General features: G+C 70.4%; 18 protein-coding genes. 4 read left to right on the top strand and 14 right to left on the bottom strand.

Annotated elements, in window-relative coordinates:
* Positions 1-462: class I SAM-dependent methyltransferase (locus VGJ24_RS02010; protein WP_331498797.1), on the bottom strand; the 462-nt coding region annotated here is incomplete at its 3' end.
* 35 nt (positions 463-497) lie between these two features.
* Positions 498-1,298 carry an aldo/keto reductase gene (locus tag VGJ24_RS02005; RefSeq protein ID WP_331498796.1) on the bottom strand — a complete coding sequence of 267 codons (801 nt, stop codon included), beginning with the start codon at positions 1,296-1,298 and terminating at the stop codon, positions 498-500.
* A gap of 78 nt (positions 1,299-1,376) precedes the next feature.
* Here VGJ24_RS02005 and VGJ24_RS02000 point away from each other — a divergent pair, with 78 nt between their 5' ends.
* Both VGJ24_RS02000 and VGJ24_RS01995 read left to right on the top strand, forming a co-directional pair.
* Positions 1,377-2,921 carry a sulfatase-like hydrolase/transferase gene (locus tag VGJ24_RS02000; RefSeq protein WP_331498795.1) on the top strand — a complete coding sequence of 515 codons (1,545 nt, stop codon included), beginning with the start codon at positions 1,377-1,379 and terminating at the stop codon, positions 2,919-2,921.
* A gap of 97 nt (positions 2,922-3,018) precedes the next feature.
* Positions 3,019-5,958 carry a M36 family metallopeptidase gene (locus VGJ24_RS01995; RefSeq protein ID WP_331498794.1) on the top strand — a complete coding sequence of 980 codons (2,940 nt, stop codon included), beginning with the start codon at positions 3,019-3,021 and terminating at the stop codon, positions 5,956-5,958.
* A 12-nt stretch (positions 5,959-5,970) separates the two neighbouring features.
* On the opposite strand, the gene VGJ24_RS01990 is transcribed toward VGJ24_RS01995, so the two are convergent.
* The 6 genes from VGJ24_RS01990 to VGJ24_RS01965 all read right to left on the bottom strand — a co-directional run bounded on the left by VGJ24_RS01990 (position 5,971) and on the right by VGJ24_RS01965 (position 11,529).
* Positions 5,971-7,158, bottom strand: a complete 1,188-nt coding sequence (locus VGJ24_RS01990) for an ROK family protein (RefSeq protein ID WP_331498793.1) — start codon at positions 7,156-7,158, stop codon at positions 5,971-5,973.
* Between the two features lie 7 nt (positions 7,159-7,165).
* A complete protein-coding gene (locus tag VGJ24_RS01985) occupies positions 7,166-8,596 on the bottom strand; it encodes a sugar ABC transporter permease (RefSeq protein WP_331498792.1) in 1,431 nt (476 codons plus the stop codon).
* A gap of 11 nt (positions 8,597-8,607) precedes the next feature.
* Positions 8,608-9,387: an ATP-binding cassette domain-containing protein gene (locus VGJ24_RS01980; protein ID WP_331498791.1), complete on the bottom strand. Its 780-nt coding sequence runs from the start codon at positions 9,385-9,387 to the stop codon at positions 8,608-8,610.
* Positions 9,388-9,482: 95 nt separating this feature from the next.
* Positions 9,483-10,676, bottom strand: a complete 1,194-nt coding sequence (locus VGJ24_RS01975; protein WP_331498790.1) for a sugar ABC transporter substrate-binding protein — start codon at positions 10,674-10,676, stop codon at positions 9,483-9,485.
* Positions 10,677-10,834: 158 nt separating this feature from the next.
* Positions 10,835-11,230, bottom strand: coding sequence for a VOC family protein (locus tag VGJ24_RS01970; RefSeq protein WP_331498789.1), 396 nt, complete (start codon positions 11,228-11,230; stop codon positions 10,835-10,837).
* A gap of 56 nt (positions 11,231-11,286) precedes the next feature.
* Positions 11,287-11,529, bottom strand: coding sequence for a response regulator transcription factor (locus VGJ24_RS01965; protein ID WP_331498788.1), 243 nt, complete (start codon positions 11,527-11,529; stop codon positions 11,287-11,289).
* 153 nt (positions 11,530-11,682) lie between these two features.
* On the opposite strand from VGJ24_RS01965, the gene VGJ24_RS01960 reads away from it, so the two are divergent.
* Together VGJ24_RS01960 and VGJ24_RS01955 are read left to right on the top strand one after the other, a co-directional pair.
* On the top strand, positions 11,683-12,903 hold the full coding sequence (locus tag VGJ24_RS01960) for an alpha/beta hydrolase (RefSeq protein WP_331498787.1): 1,221 nt from the start codon (positions 11,683-11,685) through the stop codon (positions 12,901-12,903).
* On the top strand, positions 12,900-13,556 hold the full coding sequence (locus VGJ24_RS01955; protein ID WP_331498786.1) for a class I SAM-dependent methyltransferase: 657 nt from the start codon (positions 12,900-12,902) through the stop codon (positions 13,554-13,556). Before VGJ24_RS01960 ends, VGJ24_RS01955 begins: the two co-directional genes overlap by 4 nt.
* Here the strand turns inward: VGJ24_RS01955 and VGJ24_RS01950 are convergent.
* The 6 genes from VGJ24_RS01950 to VGJ24_RS01925 form a co-directional block, all read right to left on the bottom strand.
* Positions 13,527-14,609: a prenyltransferase gene (locus VGJ24_RS01950; RefSeq protein WP_331498785.1), complete on the bottom strand. Its 1,083-nt coding sequence runs from the start codon at positions 14,607-14,609 to the stop codon at positions 13,527-13,529. The two genes, VGJ24_RS01955 and VGJ24_RS01950, sit on opposite strands and share 30 nt — an antisense overlap.
* On the bottom strand, positions 14,599-15,339 hold the full coding sequence (locus tag VGJ24_RS01945) for a class I SAM-dependent methyltransferase (protein WP_331498784.1): 741 nt from the start codon (positions 15,337-15,339) through the stop codon (positions 14,599-14,601). The genes VGJ24_RS01950 and VGJ24_RS01945 overlap by 11 nt, the downstream gene beginning before the upstream one ends.
* Positions 15,326-16,579 carry a glycosyltransferase family 4 protein gene (locus VGJ24_RS01940; RefSeq protein WP_331498783.1) on the bottom strand — a complete coding sequence of 418 codons (1,254 nt, stop codon included), beginning with the start codon at positions 16,577-16,579 and terminating at the stop codon, positions 15,326-15,328. The genes VGJ24_RS01945 and VGJ24_RS01940 overlap by 14 nt, the downstream gene beginning before the upstream one ends.
* 62 nt (positions 16,580-16,641) lie before the next feature.
* On the bottom strand, positions 16,642-17,616 hold the full coding sequence (locus VGJ24_RS01935) for an NAD(P)/FAD-dependent oxidoreductase (protein WP_331498782.1): 975 nt from the start codon (positions 17,614-17,616) through the stop codon (positions 16,642-16,644).
* A gap of 71 nt (positions 17,617-17,687) precedes the next feature.
* Positions 17,688-18,191 (bottom strand): hypothetical protein, encoded by a 504-nt coding sequence (locus VGJ24_RS01930; RefSeq protein ID WP_331498781.1) that lies wholly within the window; start codon positions 18,189-18,191, stop codon positions 17,688-17,690.
* Positions 18,188-18,694 (bottom strand): hypothetical protein, encoded by a 507-nt coding sequence (locus tag VGJ24_RS01925; RefSeq protein ID WP_331498780.1) that lies wholly within the window; start codon positions 18,692-18,694, stop codon positions 18,188-18,190. The genes VGJ24_RS01930 and VGJ24_RS01925 overlap by 4 nt, the downstream gene beginning before the upstream one ends.
* Between the last annotated feature and the right edge of the window lie 3 nt (positions 18,695-18,697).

Genomic DNA, 18,697 nt, shown 5'->3' with positions numbered 1-18,697 from the left:
GGGATCCACCGGAAGGTGGCCGACCAGGAACAGGGTCCCGCCCGGCGCGACGCCGTTGCCGAGTCTGGTCACCATCTCTGCGACCGACCCGTTGACGTGCACGTAGAGGCAGCTGACGAGGTCGAAGTGCCGGGGCGCCGGGGTCCAGCTCCCGAGGTCACCCTCGACCCAGTCGATGCGCTCGACCACGTCCGCCCCGATGGCACGGGCCGTCGTCCTGGCGTGCTCGAGCGCGGCCGCGGAGAAGTCGACCGCGGTGACCTGCCATCCCGACGCCGCGAGCCAGATCGCCTCCGCGCCGTGCCCGCACCCGGCGTCGAGGGCGCGACCCGGCGGCAGGTCTCCGACCTGACCGAGCAGGTGGGCGTTCGGTGGTCGCCCCGCCACCTGGTCCGGATGCTCGCGGATGACCTGCGTCCAGCGGCGTTCCCAGAACTCCCGGTCGAACGACTCGGTGGTCACCACGTCTCCTCAGCACTCGCCCTGCCCCGGCCTTCTCAACCGGCGGCGCCGCCGAGGGCGTCGAGAGCGGACATGTCGTCATCGGCCAGCTCGAACCCGCCGACATCGGCGTTGGAGCGGATGCGGTCGGGGTTGACCGACTTCGGGATCACCACGAAACGGTGCTGGAGGTGCCAGCGGATGATCACCTGCGCGGCGGTACGGCCGAGCCGGTCGGCGATGCCTACTATCACCGGGTGAGTGAGCGTTCCGCCGCGCAGGGCGCTGTATCCCTCGAGCACGATGTCGCGGTCCCGGTGCTCGGCGACGGTGGCCCCGTCGTACAGCAGTGGGCTCCACTCGATCTGGTTGACCGCCGGCGTCACGCCGGCCGCCTTCGTCACCTCGTCGAGGAGCGCGGCGTCGAAGTTGCTGACCCCGATCTCGCGTGCCAGCCCCGCCTCATTGGCCTCGACGAACTCGCCCCAGAGGTCGCTGTTGGCCGAGCCGTCGCCCGGCCAGTGGATCAGCCAGAGGTCGACGTGGTCGGTGCCGAGGTTGTCGAGACTCCGGCGCAGCGTGTCGAGGCCGCGGCCCGCGTTGCTCGGCGGGCACTTGGTCGTGACGAACACGTCGTCCCGGGGTACGCCGCTGTCGGCGAGGCCACGACCGACCTCGCTCTCGTTGCCGTACACGGTCGCCGTGTCCAGGTGGCGGTAGCCGGCCTCGAGCGCGACCGCCGTGGCGCGGACGGCGTCGTCACCCTTGATCTGCCAGGTGCCGAACCCGAGCAGCGGCATCCGGGAACCATGGCGCAGATTGGACGATTCGTCGGGGATCTGGGGAGTATCCGTCATGCCACGATGCTATGCACCGCGACGAGTGGGCCGGAGGTCGCGCCGAACCGACCTCCTCGGACCCGCGTCTGAGCCGGCATGACGCGGATCTTCTCGACGCCTCTTCGCGCGCCCCGACGCAAGGGCCTGGCTCTCGCTGCGCTCGCCGCCGCGGCACTGCTCGCGTCCCTCCTCACGGCCCTGCCGCCGGCCCTGGACGCCGTACCGACCGCCAGCGCGTCCGAGCGAGCCGCAGCGCACACGTCCCGGCCCAACATCGTGCTGATCCTCACCGACGACATGCGCGCCGACGAGCTGCGCTACCTGCCTGCCGTACGCCATCTCCAGCGGTCCGGAGTCACGTTCACGCGAGCGATCAGCGCCGACTCGTTGTGCTGCCCGGCCCGAGCGACGCTGCTGACGGGCAAGCTCGCCCACAACCATCTGACGATCGGGAACAACACCGCGACTCACGGCGGCTACCACGTCTTCGCCGAGCACAACGACGTCCAGGACCTGCTGCCACAGTGGCTCGACGACCGCGCCTACCGGACCGGGTGGATCGGCAAGTACCTCAACGACTTCGGGGGCTCACGGCACTTCGACCAGCCCGACTGGACGTACTTCGCGAGCCCGGTGCAGGACGTCTACGACTACTGGTCGAACGGCTTCGCGATCAACGGTCACTTCCACGTCGCGCACGGCTATCGCGAGGTCTACACGCGCCAGCTACTGCTGTCCCGGATCAAGGCCTGGTCACGTGGCTGGCGGCCCTTCTTCCTGGTCGACAGCACGATCGCCCCCCACAAGCAGCGCAAGGGAGGCGGACGATTCCGAGCGCCCGGGGTGCAGAACGCCGCGCGCCAGGGCGGCCGGCCGGCTCTGCGTGTCTCTCCCTCCGTCGGGGAGACCGACCTGACGGACAAGCCCGCCTGGCTACAGGAGTACGCCGCGCGACCGACCACCCCGAAGATCTATCCGAGGACCTTCGAGAGGAAACGGGTCCAGGCCCTCCAGAGCGTGAACAAGACCGTGAAGCGCGTGGTCGAGACGCTCCGCGAGCAGCACGAGCTGAAGAGCACCGTGCTGATCTTCACCTCGGACAACGGATTCATGCTCCGCGAGCACGACCTGACGGACAAGAACAAGGCCTACGAGGAGTCCGTGCACGTGCCGCTCGTCATCCGCGGCCCCGGGTTCAGCGGTGGTCGGCGAGCCGACCAGACGGTGAGCCTCGCCGACCTCACCGCCACGTTCCGGCGGCTCGCCGGGGTCAGACGGTCGCACGGCGCCGACGGGGTCCCGCTGCAGGAGGTGCTGGCGCAACCGGCGTCCTTCGCGCGCCGCCCGATCGAGATCGAGGGATCCGCGGCGCAGTACCCCGACATGGGCTCCCTGGGCACGGACTCGATCGGGCGGTTCTACAGCGGCGTCGTGTGGGGCCCCTACTCGCTGGTCCACTACCAGACCGGCGACTGGGAGTTCTACGACCGCACCGTGGACCCGTGGCAGATGGACAACTCCTACAGCAGCGATCCCGGGCCGGGCAGCGCGCAGGAGCTGCTCCAGACGTGGTACGCCGCGCACCTCGACTGCCGTGGGGCGGCGTGCAACGACCGGATCCCGCTGAGTCCGACCGGCTGACCTGTAACCGGTTTGAGACCGAATGGTCCTTGCTCTCCCCGGGCCGCTGGGGGAGATTTGGCCCGGCCGTCGACCGACGGTCCTGACAGGGGGCAAGATGATCCACCACTTCGGGCCGGGACGTCGTCGTGCCGGCATGGCCGTCGCCGCGGTCGCGTCACTGACCGTCGCCGGCTTCGCCGCCGGGACGTCGTACGCCAGCGGGACCGGAAGTGGTGGCAGCGCCGCCGCCCATCGTTCGCCCCGTGCCTCGGTCGGCGAAGGGGTCCGCGACAGCTACGTGGACGTCACCGACCAGGGCGGCTCGGCGGTGACCCGGTCGCTGCGCACGGCGAGCCGGGTGGCCCGCCAGCCTGCCAGCAAGACCTTCCGCGCGAGTCAGCCCAAGGGCACCGTGCTCGACATCAGCGGCACCACGGGCACGGTGCGGTTCCTCGGCAACCTCAATGGCTACCTCACCGGCCCGAGCCACAAGTCCCCCCGCAAGATCGCCCTGCGCTACGTCCGCCACCACCACACGGCGCTCGGCCTCACGGTCCACGACCTCACGACGTTCCGCCTGGCGCGCGACTACAAGGACCTCACGGGCATCCATCACCTCTACTTCACCCAGAGGATCGGCCACGGCAAGGTCGCCCGCAACGGCCTGACCGCCTCGGTGAACCGTGGCGGTCACCTGCTGACGGTCGGCGGCATGCCGATCAGCACCTCTCCCGCGCACAAGCTCCCGCCCGCCTCCGCGCTGACGATCACCACCGGCGCCGAGGCCCTCGCCCGCACCCGTGGTCCGGTCGCGCCCGGAGCCGACACCGCCGACGACACCGCCCAACAGGTCGTCTTCGACACCGGCGACGGACTCCGCCCGGCCTGGGAGACCGTGGTGACGTCCTCCGAGACGCCGGCCACGACCATCATCGACGCGGTCACCGGCGAGGTCCTCCTGCGCACGCCGCTCACCCAGTACGAGCACAGCACCGGCCGGGCGTACCAGTTCTTCCCCGGTTCGCGCCGCGGCGGTCGCCAGATCAAGGTCGACTTCACCAAGAAGGGCTGGCTCGGCGCACGCGCGCGCGACCTGAGCGGGAACAACTCCCACGCGTTCTCCGACGTGAACGACAACAACAAGCCCGACAAGTCCGAGGAGGTCCGCCCCCTCAAGGGCCACTCGTGGGGCTACCGGCTCAAGCCGTTCCACCTCGGCTTCGCCAAGAAGTTCTGTGGCAAGCCCTGGCCCTGCTCGTGGAACCCGAACAAGGCCTACTCCTGGCGCGTCAACCGGGCGCAGAACGCCACCCAGGTCTTCTACTTCGTCAACAACTGGCACGACCACCTGATGAACGCCCCGATCGGCTTCACCGAGGCGGCCGGCAACTTCCAGCTGAAGAACCACGGCAAGCACGGCAAGGCCGGCGACCCGGTCGCCACCCAGACCGACGACGGCGCGAACACCGGCCGGAAGGCGGACGGGCTCAAGGGTCTTCCCGACGGCTCCCACATCGACAACGCCAACATGTCGACGCCCCCGGACGGCCACCGACCGACCATGCAGATGTATCTGCAGCACCAGCCGCACACGGCGTACCCCGGCGGCGACCCGTTCTCCCCGACCAACGTCGGTGACGAGGCGGACACGGTCTACCACGAGTACACGCACGGCCTGTCCAACCGGCTGAACGTCGACGTCCGTGGTCGCAGCACCCTCGGCGGCGTCCAGGCAGGCGCCATGGGCGAGGCCTGGAGCGACTGGTACGCCATGGACTACCTGGTCAGGAAGCACCTCCAGCGAGACCGCCGGCACAAGGCGGACGTCCGGCTGTTCGTCTACGACGGGGAGGGCGTCAACTTCGACCGCACCGAGCCGATCGACTGCAAGGTCCGGCAGAAGGCAAGGCTGTGCAACGGAGGCACCAGCGGCCACCGCGGCGGATACACGTACGCCGACTACGGCAACGTCGTGGGCGGGCCCGAGGTCCACGGGGACGGCGAGATCTGGGCGCAGACCCTCTGGGACCTGCGCAACAAGCTCGGCTCCAAGAAGTCGGAGTCGCTGGTGACCCGGGCGATGGAGCTCGCGCCGTACAACCCGTCGTTCCTCGACATGCGCAACGCGATCCTGGTCGCGGACAACTCCGTCTTCCGCGGCAAGCACCGCCACGCGATCTGGAAGGTCTTCGCGCACCGCGGCATGGGCTACCTCGCCGGCTCGCTCGGCGGGAACGACGCCACCCCCTCAGCGAGCTTCGCGATGCCGCCGGCCCACCTCAAGCTGGGGAAGGTCGCGGGCACCGTGACCGATCCGATCACCCATGACCCGATCGTGGGCGTGCCGGTCACGCTGGCGTTCCAGGGCGGCGGCAAGACCAACCCGACGGATGTCACCGACGGCTCGGGTCACTACGCGATCGGCGGCGTCCCGGTGGGCCACTACGGCAAGATCACGGTCCTGGGCGGGGGCTACGAGCCCTCGGCCAAACCGGTCAAGGTGACCTCGAGCGGCGCCACGGTCAATCTGCAGACCCGCCGTGACTGGGCCGCCTCGTCGGGCGGCGCGTCGATCACGTCACACACCGGTCCGAACTACAGCGGGTGCGGCCCGAGCGAGGTCATCGACCTCAGCCAGGCCACCGCCTGGAGCACGACGTCGTTCGACAGCGGGAACGGTTACGTCAGCCGGAAGATCGTGATCAAGCTCGGCGACCAGGTCGACGTCAGCAACTTCGCGATGGACCCGTCTGCAGGGTGCGGCGATGGCGCGAGCGCCTCCACCGCCGGCTACAGGCTCGAGACCTCGGCCACGACGGCCACCGGTCCCTGGATCGTCGCGGCAACGGGCACCTTCGACGCCAACGCCAACGGCAAGATGAACCCGATCCCGCCGGTGGCGGGGGCGAGCGGTGTGAAGTACGTGCGCCTGTCGCTGACCAGCAACCAGACCCCGAGCTACGCGTCGAACTGCAGCGGCGGGGGCGGCGCTTACTCCGGCTGCGCCTTCACCGACCTCAGCGAGCTCGAGGTCTACGGCACCCCGACGCCCTGACGCCCTGAGGAGTCAGCGAGGATCCGCCAGGAGGGCGGTGAAGGCGACCTCGCCCGCTCCGACCAGCGCGGAGTCCGGGCCGAAGGCTGGCAGGGACAGGACGACGCCGGGTCCGGCGGCCCCGAACGTGTAGCGGGTGACGGCGGCCTCGACCTCGGGACGTGCGAGATCGAGCACCTCGCCCATCGAGCCTCCCAGGATCACACGTTCGGGGTTGAGGGTGTTGAGCAGGTTGGCGATGGTCCGACCGAGCGTCTCCGCGGCCGCCTTGACCGCGCCCAGGGCAGCGGTGTCGCCGTCGCGGGCGTCGGCGAAGAGCGCGGCCACCCGGGCGTCCGTACGGGGAAGTCGTCGTCCGGCCAGGTCAAGGAGCGCGCTCTCCCCGAGGAACGTCTCGATGCAGCCGTGCTTACCGCAGTGACACAGAGGCCCGGTCGGGTCGAGGACGTTGTGTCCGATCTCGCCCGCGCGGCCGTCGCGGCCGTGGACGGGCACGCCGTTGATGATGATTCCGGCACCAACACCGATGCGCCCGATCAGGAACACCACGTCGTCGCAGTCGCGAGCGTTGCCCCGTTGGTGCTCGGCGAGGACCGCCAGGTCCGCGTCGTTCCCGAGGACCACGGGCACTTGCGGGGGCAGCACATCCTGGAGCATCTCGCCCAGCGGCACGCCCTCCCAGCCCAGGTTGGGCGCCACCCCGACGCAGCGCGAGGTGACATCGACCGTGCCGGGGACGCTGACGCCCACACCGCTCATCCGTCCCGGAGACGCGACGGCCGAGCGCAGCGGGGCAAGGGCATCGACGACGAGGCGGACCAGGCCGTCGGGCTGCACGACGCCGTCCGTCGCGATCACCTCGCGGGCGGCGATGGTGCCCCCGAGCGTGATGGCGGCGACTGTCACGTGTGCGATGTCGACGTCGACGCCCACTGCGTACGGGCCGGCGGCGTGCGGGGCGACCACGTGCGAGGGTCGACCCACCCCGACGCCGCCGGTCGGGACGACCTCCTGGACGAGCTCGAGCAGGGCGAGCTCCGCGACGAGGGCGCCGACGGTGGAGCGGCTCAGGTGGAGCCGTTGGGTGAGCTCAGCCCGGGTCAGAGCCCCGTCGCGATGGACGTGGCTGAGGACCAGCGACAGATTGTGCTGCCTGATGTCGTCTCGGCGGACCGCCCCTGACGTACGCCGCGTCCTCACCGCGAGCTCAGGACCTCGCGGCTCGGCGACGCGACACCGCGTCGATGGCCGCTGCCACCAGCAGCACCACGCCGGTGATCACGGACTGCCACTGCGGGTTGATGCTGGGCTTCAGGCTCAGACCGTTGGGGATGATCGCGATCACCAGGGCCCCGATGATGGCGTCGCGAGGCTTGCCGCGGCCACCGAAGAGCGACGTACCACCAATGACCGCGGCGGCGACGGCGAACAGCAGGACGTTGCCGGACCCGAGGTCCAACGACGCGGAGGACTGCGACGACGCGAGCATGATGCCGCCCAGGGCGCCGAAAGCCGAGCACAGGACGAAGGCCGTCACCTTGATATGGGCAACGTCGATGCCGGCGCGCCGGGCGGCCTCGGCGTTGCCGCCGGTCGCGTAGAGATGCCTGCCCCAGGTGGTCTTGGTGAGGGCGAAGGTGCACAGGATCATCAACACGATGACGATCACCGCCGGCGTCGGGATGCCCTGCTTGGGCGCGCTGACGAGGACACCGCGGTTCTGCACGAAGAACGCGGTGACAGCGATCGCCGCCACGGCCAGCACGCCGCCGCGCAGGAGCACCAGGTTCAGGCGGTCGTGAGCCAGGTTCTTGCGCTTGGCCTGGATCGAGGTGACGAGCGTGTAGGCGACGTAGCCGCCCACCACCACGATCGTGAACACCCAGCTCATCGTGACGCTGAGCGTGCCGTAGGCCAGGTTGTTCCAGAGGGCGTAGTTCGACGTGTTGATCGGCTGGCCACTGAGCGCGAACTGCAAGACACCCTGCCAGGCCAGGAACAGCGCGAGCGTCACCACGAAGCTGGGGATGCCGACCTTGGCGACCAGATACCCGTTCAGGACGCCGATCGCGGCCCCGATGCAGACGGCCGCGACCAGGGCGAGGAACAGGTGCTGGGTGAGGTTGGTGACCACCAGCACCCAGCCGAGGGCCACCACGACGGCCGCCGACCAGGCCTTCAGCCAGACCGCGAGGGCGACGCCGATGAGCAGCCCCACCACGAGTGACCACCAGAGCAGTCCGGGCAGCGACCCGTGCAGCTCTCCGTGGACGACCGCGACAGCGGCGATCGCCGCAGCGCATCCGCCGGCGGTGCCGGCGGACAGGTCGATCTCGCCCAGAAGCAGCACGAACACCAGGCCGAGCCCGATCACGGCGATGTAGGCACCCTGGCCTGGGATGTTCCCGATGTTGTACCTGGTCAGGAAGCGGTCACTGACCTGGTTGAAGATGATCGCGAGGATGATCAGGCCGAGCACCGACGGCAGGGCCCCCGGGTCGCCGGTACGCAACCGACTCACCCAGCCTCTGATGGCGTCGCCGATGGAGCGCTCCTCGATGTCGAGAGAGAAAGCGCTGGCCCGGTCACCGGGCATGGTGTCCGCGGCGACGCTGGTCTCGGGAGTCTGGTCCGACACGAGGTCCTCCCTCAGATGCTCTCGTTGGCGGTAGCCGCGGCGAGACCGATGTCTCCGCTCCGACCGGACGTGATCAGCTCGACGATCTGCGTCGTGCTGCTGTCCTTCTTCATGACCTCGGCTGCGACGCGACCGAGGTACAGGGCCACCACCCGGTCGGCGACCTCCATCACGTCGTTCATGTTGTGGGAGATCAGGACGACCCCGCGGCCCTGGTCTGCGAGCCGGCGTACCAGGTCGAGCACCTGACGGGTCTGGGCGACGCCCAGCGCCGCGGTCGGCTCATCGAGGAACACCACCCTGCTGTTCCAGAGCACCGCCTTGGCGATGGCGACCGTCTGGCGCTGACCCCCCGAGAGCTTCGCGACCAGTTGACGCACCGACGACACGGTGCGCACCGACAGGCTCTCCAGGGTCTTGCGCGCCTGCTGCTCCATCTCACCGTCCGACAGCAGCGAACCGACCGCCGTGAGCTCGCGGCCCAGGAACATGTTCTGGGTGATGTCGAGGTTGTCGGCCAGGGCCAGGTCCTGGTAGACGAACTCGATGCCGAGGGCAGTCGCATCCCGCGGGTCATGAAGGGACACCGGCTTGCCCTCGAAGACGATCTCGCCGCTGTCGATCGAGTTGATGCCGGCGAAGCACTTCACCAGCGTCGACTTCCCCGCACCGTTGTCGCCGACCACGGCGGTGACCTCGCCGGGGTAGACGTCGAGGTCCACGTCGTGGAGCACATGGACCGGCCCGAAGCTCTTGTTGAGCTTCCGGGCCGACAGGATCGGTTCGGACACGATGCTCACCCCTTGCCAGTCGGTGCGTCGGTCAGACCCACCCGTGGCGGCCGGACACCTCGCCCGGCCGCCACGCGTCGATGTCTTCCCCAGTTCTACTGCAGACCGAGGTCAGAGCACTGGGACTCGATGCCCTTGCAGATCTCCGCAGTGGTGAGCGCACCAGCCGTGACGACGTCGTCGATGTTTGCCTGGGTGATCACCTGGGCGGGCAGGAGCAGGGCCTGGATCTTGTGGTCCGGCGACTCCGGGTCCGCGAAGTCCGTCAGCTCCATGCCGGCGGCCTTCGGATCCTTGCCGGCGATCAGCGCGATAGCGAGCTGGGCGGCGGCGTTGGCCTCAAGCTTGACGTTCTTGAAGACCGTCATGCTCTGCTGCCCGGTGACGATGTTCTGCAGACCCTCGGTACCGGAGTCCTGACCAGTGACGGCCACCTTGCCGGCGAGGTTGTTGTTCTTCAGCACACCGATCACCGCGTTCGCGATGTCGTCGTTCGCGGCGAGCACACCGTCGACCTGGCCACCAGCGGCGGTCAGCGCACCGGTGAACGCGGGCGCGGCATTCTGCACGAGCCAGCCCTTGACGACAGCCTCGCCGACTATGTCGGCGCTGCTGTTGTCGAGCACCTCGTGCGCGCCCTTCTTGAACAGCACCGCGTTGTTGTCCACGTCGGTGCCGCCGTCCATCATGATGATCTTCGGGCTGTCGACGCCCTGGGCCTTGAGGCAGTCGAGCAGCGTCTGGGCCTGAAGCTTGCCGACGTCCTCGTTGTCGAAGGACACGTAGTACGGCGCGACGCCACCGAGGTTGACGCGGTCGTAGTCGATGACCTTCACGCCGGCCTTCTGGGCCTGACGCTCGACGCCGGCACCCGAGGCGGCGTCGATCGAGTCGATGATCAGGACCTTGACACCCTCGCCGATCATGCTCTGCGCGATCGAAGCGAACTTGTTCTTGTCTCCCTGGGCGTTCTGCACGTCGGGGGTGATGCCCGCGGCCTTGAGCGCCTGCGTGAGCAGCGGAGCGTCGTACTGCGTGTAGCGCGTCGACGACGTCGTGTCGGGCAGGATCACGCCGACCTTGCCGCTGGTCTTGCCGAGGTCGACGGTCTTGGGCAGACTCGCCCCGCTCTGCGGTGGGTTGTCCAGGCTGCACGCGGCGGTGACTCCGGCGCTGCTCGTGCTGGAGCCCCCTGCACTGGGGCTGCTGCTGTTGCTCGAGCCGCACGCGGTGAGGCTGAGTGCCGCCGCGACTCCGAGGATTCCGATCGAAGCTGTGGTCCTGCGCATTCGGCTGCGCCTTCCCGTCCGGCGGTACGGCGGGGCGCCGTACCGATGTATGTTTCGTGCCCGAACATATCGGCAGGCAACCCCACCTGACTAGAGACCTTCACGAAATTGTCACCGGCCCGCCATCCGTCCGTGCTACGACGCGGACCCCGGGGCACTCACTCCGGCGTGGTCTCGGTCGACGGGCGGTACGGCGTCAGCACGCAGAACTCGTTGCCCTCGGGATCGGCCAGCACGGCCCACCCGCGTTCACCGTTGCGCAGGTCATCCACCAGCGTTGCGCCGAGGCCGAGGATCCGCTCGATCTCCTCGTCCCGGCCGCGGTCGGTCGGGCGCAGGCAGATGTGCATGCGGTTCTTGACGGTCTTCGGCTCGGGCACCTTGAGGAACAGCAGGTACCGGTCGTCCGGCCCGGTGAGGCCGCACTCGTCGTCGTCGGGGGACATCGCCCAGGAGTCGTCGACGGTGAAGTCCTCGAGCACCTGCTCCCACCACATGGTCTGGGCGTAGGGATCAGCTGCGTCGATGCAGAAGTTGGATGCGCGCGATGCCATGCAGGCAGCATAGAAGCGCATCCCCCGGCTCCCGCCAGACGCCGGCGCGAGCCGGGTCAGGCCCAGGCGAGCAGCAGCTCGCTGGACGGGTCGACGCTCCGCGGCCGGACGATCCCGAGGTCGTACGCCGCGACCACCGCCTGGGTGCGGTCGCGCAGCTCCATCTTCCGCAGCACGCGCGCCACGTGGGTCTTCACCGTGGCCTGGCTGAGGTACAGCTCCCCCGCGATCTCGCTGTTGCACATCCCTCTGGCGATCAGCGTCAGCACCTCGCGTTCGCGTTCGGTCAGTCGCTCCATCTCGGTCCCGTGTCCCCTGGTCCTCTCGGTGCCACCACCCTGCAACGTTCACCGGCCCGGGGTGAGAGGCAGGCGTCCCGACTTCCCGGGACACGCGTCCCGGTCTCGGGACACCGTCCTCGAGACCGGTTACCGCTGGGTAGCATCCGAGGGGTGTCCTTTCTCCGCCGCCGTCTGGTCACCGCCGCCCTCACCGCCAACGCCGTCCGCCCACCGGCCTGGAACCTGCGCGGCGGTCTGATCTCCTTCGCCTTCGGGTGGCCGACCGCAGAGCTCGCGCCCCAGCTGTTGGCCCTGACCGCGGCCGACACCGCGGTCCACCTGACCCGCGGCCGTGCTCACCGCAGCCGGCTCGGGCTGGTCCTCGCCGCCGGGACGGCGCTCGGGCTGACCTATCTGGTCCGGCAGGGCCGGCAGGTCCAGGTGCTCGCCGAGCAGTCGCTGGTCGACAGTCTCGGGGAGGAGTACGCCGACCGGCCCGGCGAGCGGCCGACGCGGGTCGACCTGGCCACCCCGTGGCGCAAGCTGCTCAACCCCTTCTCCCGTCGCAACCCACGCGTCCGCGTGGACCGGAACATCGCGTACACGGACGCCGGCCGACGCGGGATGCTCGACGTCTATCGACCCGCCGGCCGAGACGTGGTCGGCGCCCCGGTTCTGCTGGAGGTGCACGGTGGGGGCTGGACGATGGGCTCCAAGGACCAGCAAGGCATCCCGCTCATGCACCGGATGGCCGAACGCGGCTGGGTCTGCGTCGCCATCAACTACCGGCTCGCGCCCCGTGACGCCTTCCCCGCCCAGATCATCGACGTGAAGCGGGCGATCGCGTGGGTCAAGGACCACATCGAGGAGTACGGCGGCGACCCGTCGTACGTCGTGATCACCGGCGGCTCGGCCGGCGGCCATCTGACCGCCCTCGCCGCGCTCACGCCGAACGACCCGGCGTACCAGCCCGGCTTCGAGGGCAAGGACACCCGGGTCCAGGCGACCGTGCCGTTCTACGGCGTCTACGACCTGGCCGGCGCGACCGGGCTCAGGAACGCGCTGCTGATGCGCGACCGCTATCTCGCGCCCCGGGTGGTCCGGGCCACCTGGGACGAGGACCCGGAGGTCTTCGAGCAGGGCTCGCCGATCCTCCGGATCACCGAGGACGCCCCCGACTTCTTCGTGGTCCACGGAGCGCGCGACTCGCTGGTCGCGGTCGAGCAGGCCCGACTCTTCGTCGCGGCCCTGCGCGAGACCTCGAAGAGCAGCGTTGCGTACGCCGAGTTCCCCGGCACGCAGCACGCCTTCGACGTGTTCCCCTCGATCCGCTCCGAGCACGTCGTCCGCGCGGTCGAGCGCTACCTCGAGTGGCACCGCGCGCGTCGATGAGCCCTGCCGACGAGAGGGACCTGCTGGCCCTGGCCCGTGCCGCGCGCGGGTTCATGCCGCACGACGAGGGACTGGCCCTGCACCGACTCGCCCGCGAACGTCTGCCCCACGGGCCCGTGCTCGAGGTCGGCACCTACTGCGGCAAGTCCGCGGTCTACCTCGGCGCCGCCGCGCGCGAGGTCGGTGGCGTCGTGTTCACCGTCGACCACCACCGTGGCTCCGAGGAGAACCAGTCCGGGTGGGAGCACCACGACGAGTCGCTCCTCGACACCCGCACGGGACGGATGGACACGTTGCCGTTCTTCCGCCGCACGATCGAGGAGGCGGGGCTCGAGAACGTCGTGGTGGCCGTCGTCGGCGAGTCTGCGACGGTCGCCGCGAACTGGCGCACACCGCTGTCGCTGTTGTTCATCGACGGAGGGCACGGCGAGGAGCCCGCGCACGCCGACTACGACGGCTGGGCCCGGTGGGTGATGGCCGGCGGATTGCTCGCGATCCACGACGTGTTCCCCGATCCCGCCGACGGTGGACGCCCGCCGTACGACGTCTACCTGCGGGCTCTGGCATCCGGCTCGTTCGAGGAGCGCGAGGCGGTCGGGTCGCTCCGGGTGCTCGCGCGAAGGTCAGGCTCGCCCGGCGAGCGCGTCGGCTGAGGTGCAGCCGCACTCGAGCCCGAGCGGCTCGGGCCCGGGCACGAGCCCGGTGCCGCGGATCACGCCGCTGCCGCCGCTCACCTCGGCGAGGGCGTCGTGCGCCAGCAGCGCGGCCGCGGTCGTGAAGGTGGTGTGCTCGGCCGGCCAGCTGACCTGGTCCGCGTAGACATAGCCGGTCCAGTAGGACCCGTCGGGCTGCCGCAGGTGCTGCGCGTCCGCGAACAACGTCACCGCCCGCGTCCGGTCGCCGAGTGCGTCGAGCGTCAGCACCAGTTCGCAGGTCTCCGCCCCGGTGACCCAGGGGTTGGTGTCGACGCAGCGCACCCCGAGGCCGGGGACGACGAAGTCGTTCCATCGGGACGCGAGCAGCGCGCGGCCGGCGTCTCCGCGGACGGCGCCGCCCAGGACCGGGTAGTACCAGTCCATCGAGAACGTCGACTTGTCCAGGAACCGGTCGCGGTGCTCGCGCAGGGCGTGGCCGAGTCGACCCGCGGTCAGCTCCCACTCGGGTTGTGGGTCGTCGAGCAGGTCGGCCAGGGTGAGCCCGGCCCGTAGCGCGTGGTGGATGCTCGACGAGCCGGCGAGCAGAGCGTCGGCGTTGACCGTGGCCGGCTCGTCGTGGTGCCACTCCTGCGACCAGGCGATCCCGCCGAACGGCAGCTGGAAGGTGCAGACCAGGTCGAGGGCGCGACGTACGACGGGCCAGTGGGTCGCCACGAACCCGAGCTCACGGCGTACCAGCCAGTGGTGCCAGACCCCGACCGCGACGTACGCCGCCATGTTCGACTCGCCACTCGCGTCCTCGACGACGCCACCGACGACCTTCATCGGCCAGGACCCGTCGGCGCGCTGGGTGTGCCGCAGCCACGACCAGGCACGGTCGACCTCGTCGAGCCGGCCGGCGACGAGCAGTGCCATCGCGGCCTCGACGTGGTTCCAGACGTCGGTGTGACCGCCGACCGTGCACGGAATCGCGCCGTCGGGCTCCTGCACCGCGGCGATCGCCGCACCGGACGCGGCCGCCTCGGTCGGGGTGAGCAGCTCAGGACCCATCGGCGTCCTCGTGCTCGCCGGCGGGCTTGTGCAGGTAGACCACGAGGCTCTTGCCCAGCGCCGGGTTCAGCGCCCGCTCGGCCCACCGGGTCACCCGCGGCTTCTTCATGATGTCCCAGACCAGGAGGCGGTGGTACGTCTTCGCGAGCGGGTGGTCGTCGTTGCCCACGCCGACCGCGCACCTGATCCACCAGTACGGCGAGTGCAGGGCGTGGGCGTAGTGGCGCCCGTCGTACACCAGGCCGGCGTTCTCTGCCTTGGTCACGAGCTCGGCGTCGGTGTAGATGCGGATGTGGCCACCGGGGATGTCGTGGTACTCCCGGGAGAGCCTCCAGCAGACGACCTCCGGGAACCAGCGCGGCACGGTGAGCGCGATGGTGCCGCCGGGCCGGAGCACGCGGACCAGCTCGGACAGCGCCTGGAGGTCCGCGGGGAGGTGCTCGAGGATCTCGGCGGCCACGATCCGGTCGAACTCGCCGTCGGCGAACGGCAGGGAGAGCGCGTCGCCCTCCTTCACGTCGGCCTCGGCACCGTCGGGCACCTCGCCGGCCGCCCTCATGGCCGCGAAGAGATCGCGGACCTTCGCCAGCTCATCCGCGTCCTGGTCGAAGGCGATCACGTCTGCGCCGCGGCGGTACGCCTCGAACGCGTGCCGTCCGGCGCCGCAGCCGAGGTCGAGCACCCGCTCCCCCGGCCGGAGGCCGAGGCGGTCGAAGTCAACGGTGAGCACGTGTGCTCCTGAACTCCTCCACGGAGTCGTCGTACGCCGCTGCGGTCGCGGCCGCGGCGGCCCGCCAGCTGAACAGCTCCTGGACCCGCCGGCGGCCCGCCGCGCCGTACCGGGCCTGGCGGTCGGGGTCGTCCAGTAACGCGCCCAGCGCGGTGGCGAGCTCACCGACGTCACCGGGCGTCACGAGGTCGGCGCAGAGCCCGTCCGGCCCGACCACCTCCGGGATGGCGCCGGCCCGGGAGACGACCAGCGGGGTGGCCGTGGCCATCAGCTCGGCGGTCGGGAGCGAGAAGCCCTCGTAGAGGCTCGGCACGCAGGCGACCTCGGCGGAGCCCATCAGCTCCACCAGCTCGGCATCGCTGACGCCGTGCACGAAGCGGACGCGGTCGCGGATGGCGAGCGAGTCGAGCAGCTGCTCCGTGCGGCCGCCGGGCGCCGGCTCGGCGACCAGCAGCAGCTCGAGGTCGGGGCGCTCGGTACGGAGCTTCGCGAACGCCTCCAGCAGAGAGGCCACGCCCTTGAGCGGTGCGTCCGCGCTCGCCATCGCCAGGATCCGGCCGGTGACCCGGGGCGTCGTCGGTGGGACGAAGCCGTCGTCGACGCCGAGCAGGACGACCCGCACCCGCCCGGGATCGACGCCGAACTCGCGCACGACGTCCCGCTTGGAGGACTCGGACGGGACGAGGACCGTCCGCACGCCCCGGGCCACGCGGGCCTGCATCCGCACGAAGGCGTACCAGCGGCGCACCGAGAGCCGCTTGTGCCAGGTCGGCGCCTGGGCGAGGTCGATCCGGCGGTCGATCGAGATCGGATGGTGGATCGAGGCGACCAGCGGGAGCCCGGTCGCGGCCTCGACCTCGCGCAGTGCCGTGCCGAGGCTCTGGTTGTCGTGGACGACATCGAAGTCACCGGCCCGTTCGCGCAGCACCCGGAGCACCCGGCGGCTGAACGTACGGGGTTCCGGGAAGCCGGCCGTCCACATCGTCGCGACCTCCTGGACGTCGACGAGGTCGCGGTACTCGTGCCGGCGCGGGGTGCGGAAGGGATCGGGCTCCCGGTACAGGTCGAGGCTCGGCACCTTCGTCAGCCGGACGCCGTCGTCGAGCTGTGGGTACGGCTGACCCGAGAACACCTCCACCTCGTGCCCGAGGCGGACCAGCTCCCGGCTGAGGTGGCGCACGTAGACGCCCTGGCCGCCGCAGTGCGGTTTGCTGCGGTAGGACAGCAGAGCGACGCGCACGCAGACCACCTTCCGACGTGGCCGCCGCCCTTGCTACCGGCCAGTAGGTCCGAGCCTATCGGTCAGGTGCCTTCGCTCGAGTGCCCGGGGAAGACGTGCGCGGAGGGGTCGATCACGACCGCGGCGTTGTTGACGGCCGTGGCCGCCTCACCGAAGCCGACCGCGATCAGCCGCACCTTCCCCGGGTACTCCGTGATGTCGCCCGCCGCGAAGACCCGCGGCAGGTTGGTCCGCATCGAGGCGTCGACGACCACGTGCCGCTTCACGACCTCGATCCCCCACTGCTGGAGGGGGCCGAGATCGGCCAGGAACCCCAGCGCCGCGACCACGGCCTGTGCCGGGCGTCGTACCGGCTCCAGGCCGTCGACGGTGATCTCGACCTCGGAGACGGTCGGCTCGCCGAACAGCCCGGTGACCTGCGCCTTGGTGATGATCTCGACCCTCGAGTCACGCACCGCCTGGACGGTCCGCTCGTGGGCGCGGAACGCGTCGCGGCGGTGGACCAGCGCGATCGAGTTGGCCATCGGCTCGAGGTGGACCGCCCAGTCGAACGCCGAGTCACCTCCGCCCACGATCACGACGTCCTTCCCGGCGTACGGCGCGAAGCTCGGCACGAAGAACTCCATGCCACGCCCGAGCCAGCCGTCGCCCGCCGGCAGCGGTCGCGGGCTGAACTTGCCGATGCCGGCGGTGATCAGGAGCGCCTTCGCGGTGACGGTGGTGTCGTCGTCGAGGGTGATCGTGACGTCGTCGTCGCTGGTGGTCAGCCCGGTGGCGGTCTTGTCGAGGAGGTACTCCGGCTCGGCGGTGTTGGCCTGCTCGACCAGCCCCTCGACCAGGTCGCGCCCCTTGATCGACGGGAAGCCCGCGACGTCGAGGATCTGCTTCTCCGGATACATCGCGGTGACCTGGCCGCCGAGCTCGGGCAGGGAGTCGACGACGGCGACGCGGAGGCCGCGGAACCCGGCGTAGTAGGCCGCGAACAGTCCGGCGGGCCCGGCTCCGATGATGGCGATGTCGGTGTCGTGATGTGGCACGTGACTACCCTGCCGCACCGGTGGTCGCTCCGGACAGGCGGTCCGGGCGGCGGTCTACCATCGGGCGGCCGTCACCGGGTCTGCACGTTGGCGACCAGCCAGCCACGGTCGGTGTGCACCATCGTCACCAGCGCCCGGCGGGCCTGGTACGACGGCGGGCCGCCGCCACTGGTCGTCCGCTGGTCGAGGAAGAGCAGCGCCTGCACCTCGTCCGATGTCGCTTGCACGACGCCCGAGGCGGCGACCCGGGTCGTGGTGCTGGTGCGGCTGGCGACGACGCTGCCGCGGACCGTGGCGGCGGAGGTGCGGTAGCGGTTCGCCATGTCCCCGGTCATCAACGAGGTCGCCTTGGTCAGGTGGGCGTCGTACCGGCGCCAGGGCGTCGTGAAGATGACCGCTGCGTCGGTCGCGGCCGTGTCGACCGCGGACTGGGCGGAGATGTCGCCGATCACCACCGGCCGTGCAGCGCTGGGCGTGGGCGAGGACGTGCCCCAGAGGTACCACGCCTCGGCACCGACGGCGGCGGCGAGGACGAGCGCGCAGGATCCGAGCACCACGCCGGTCCGCCGGCTCACGGGGAGTCCCCGACGAACTCGATGTCCGAGGTCAGCCAGCGGCCACCTTCATGAACCAGGGCGACCCGGAAGCGGAAGTCGCGTGGCTCGTCGGATCCGTGGGTGCGGGTGTTGGAGACCGTGCCCGTCGTCGCGACGATCACGGTCGCGCGGTCGCCGCTGATCGCGGAGACCCCGGACCAGACGACACGCCCGGACATCAGCGACCGGTGGCGCTGGAGGACGCGGATCACGCGGGCCGCCGACCGGACGTAGTGGTGGCGGAAGTCGCCGGTCGCACCCTTCGCCACCGCATCGACCGACTCCGAGGCGCGGTCGTAGCGCATGTTCACGAACGCCGTCACCTCGCGGTCAGCGGCGGTGAGCGCGGCGCCGTACCACCCCTGTCGGGTAGCGGCGTCGGCCCGGTCGCCGTGGGTGCGCCAGCTGAGCGCGGCCCCGAGTCCGGCCGCGAGGGCCAGGACGACGACGAGCGTCGTCAGCCAGCGGTTCGCGGTGCTCACGAC

This window comes from Nocardioides sp., from assembly GCF_036493135.1.
Lineage (GTDB): Bacteria > Actinomycetota > Actinomycetes > Propionibacteriales > Nocardioidaceae > Nocardioides.
Note: the sequence above shows the minus strand (reverse complement) of the source record. Positions and strands in the feature narration are given on the sequence as shown.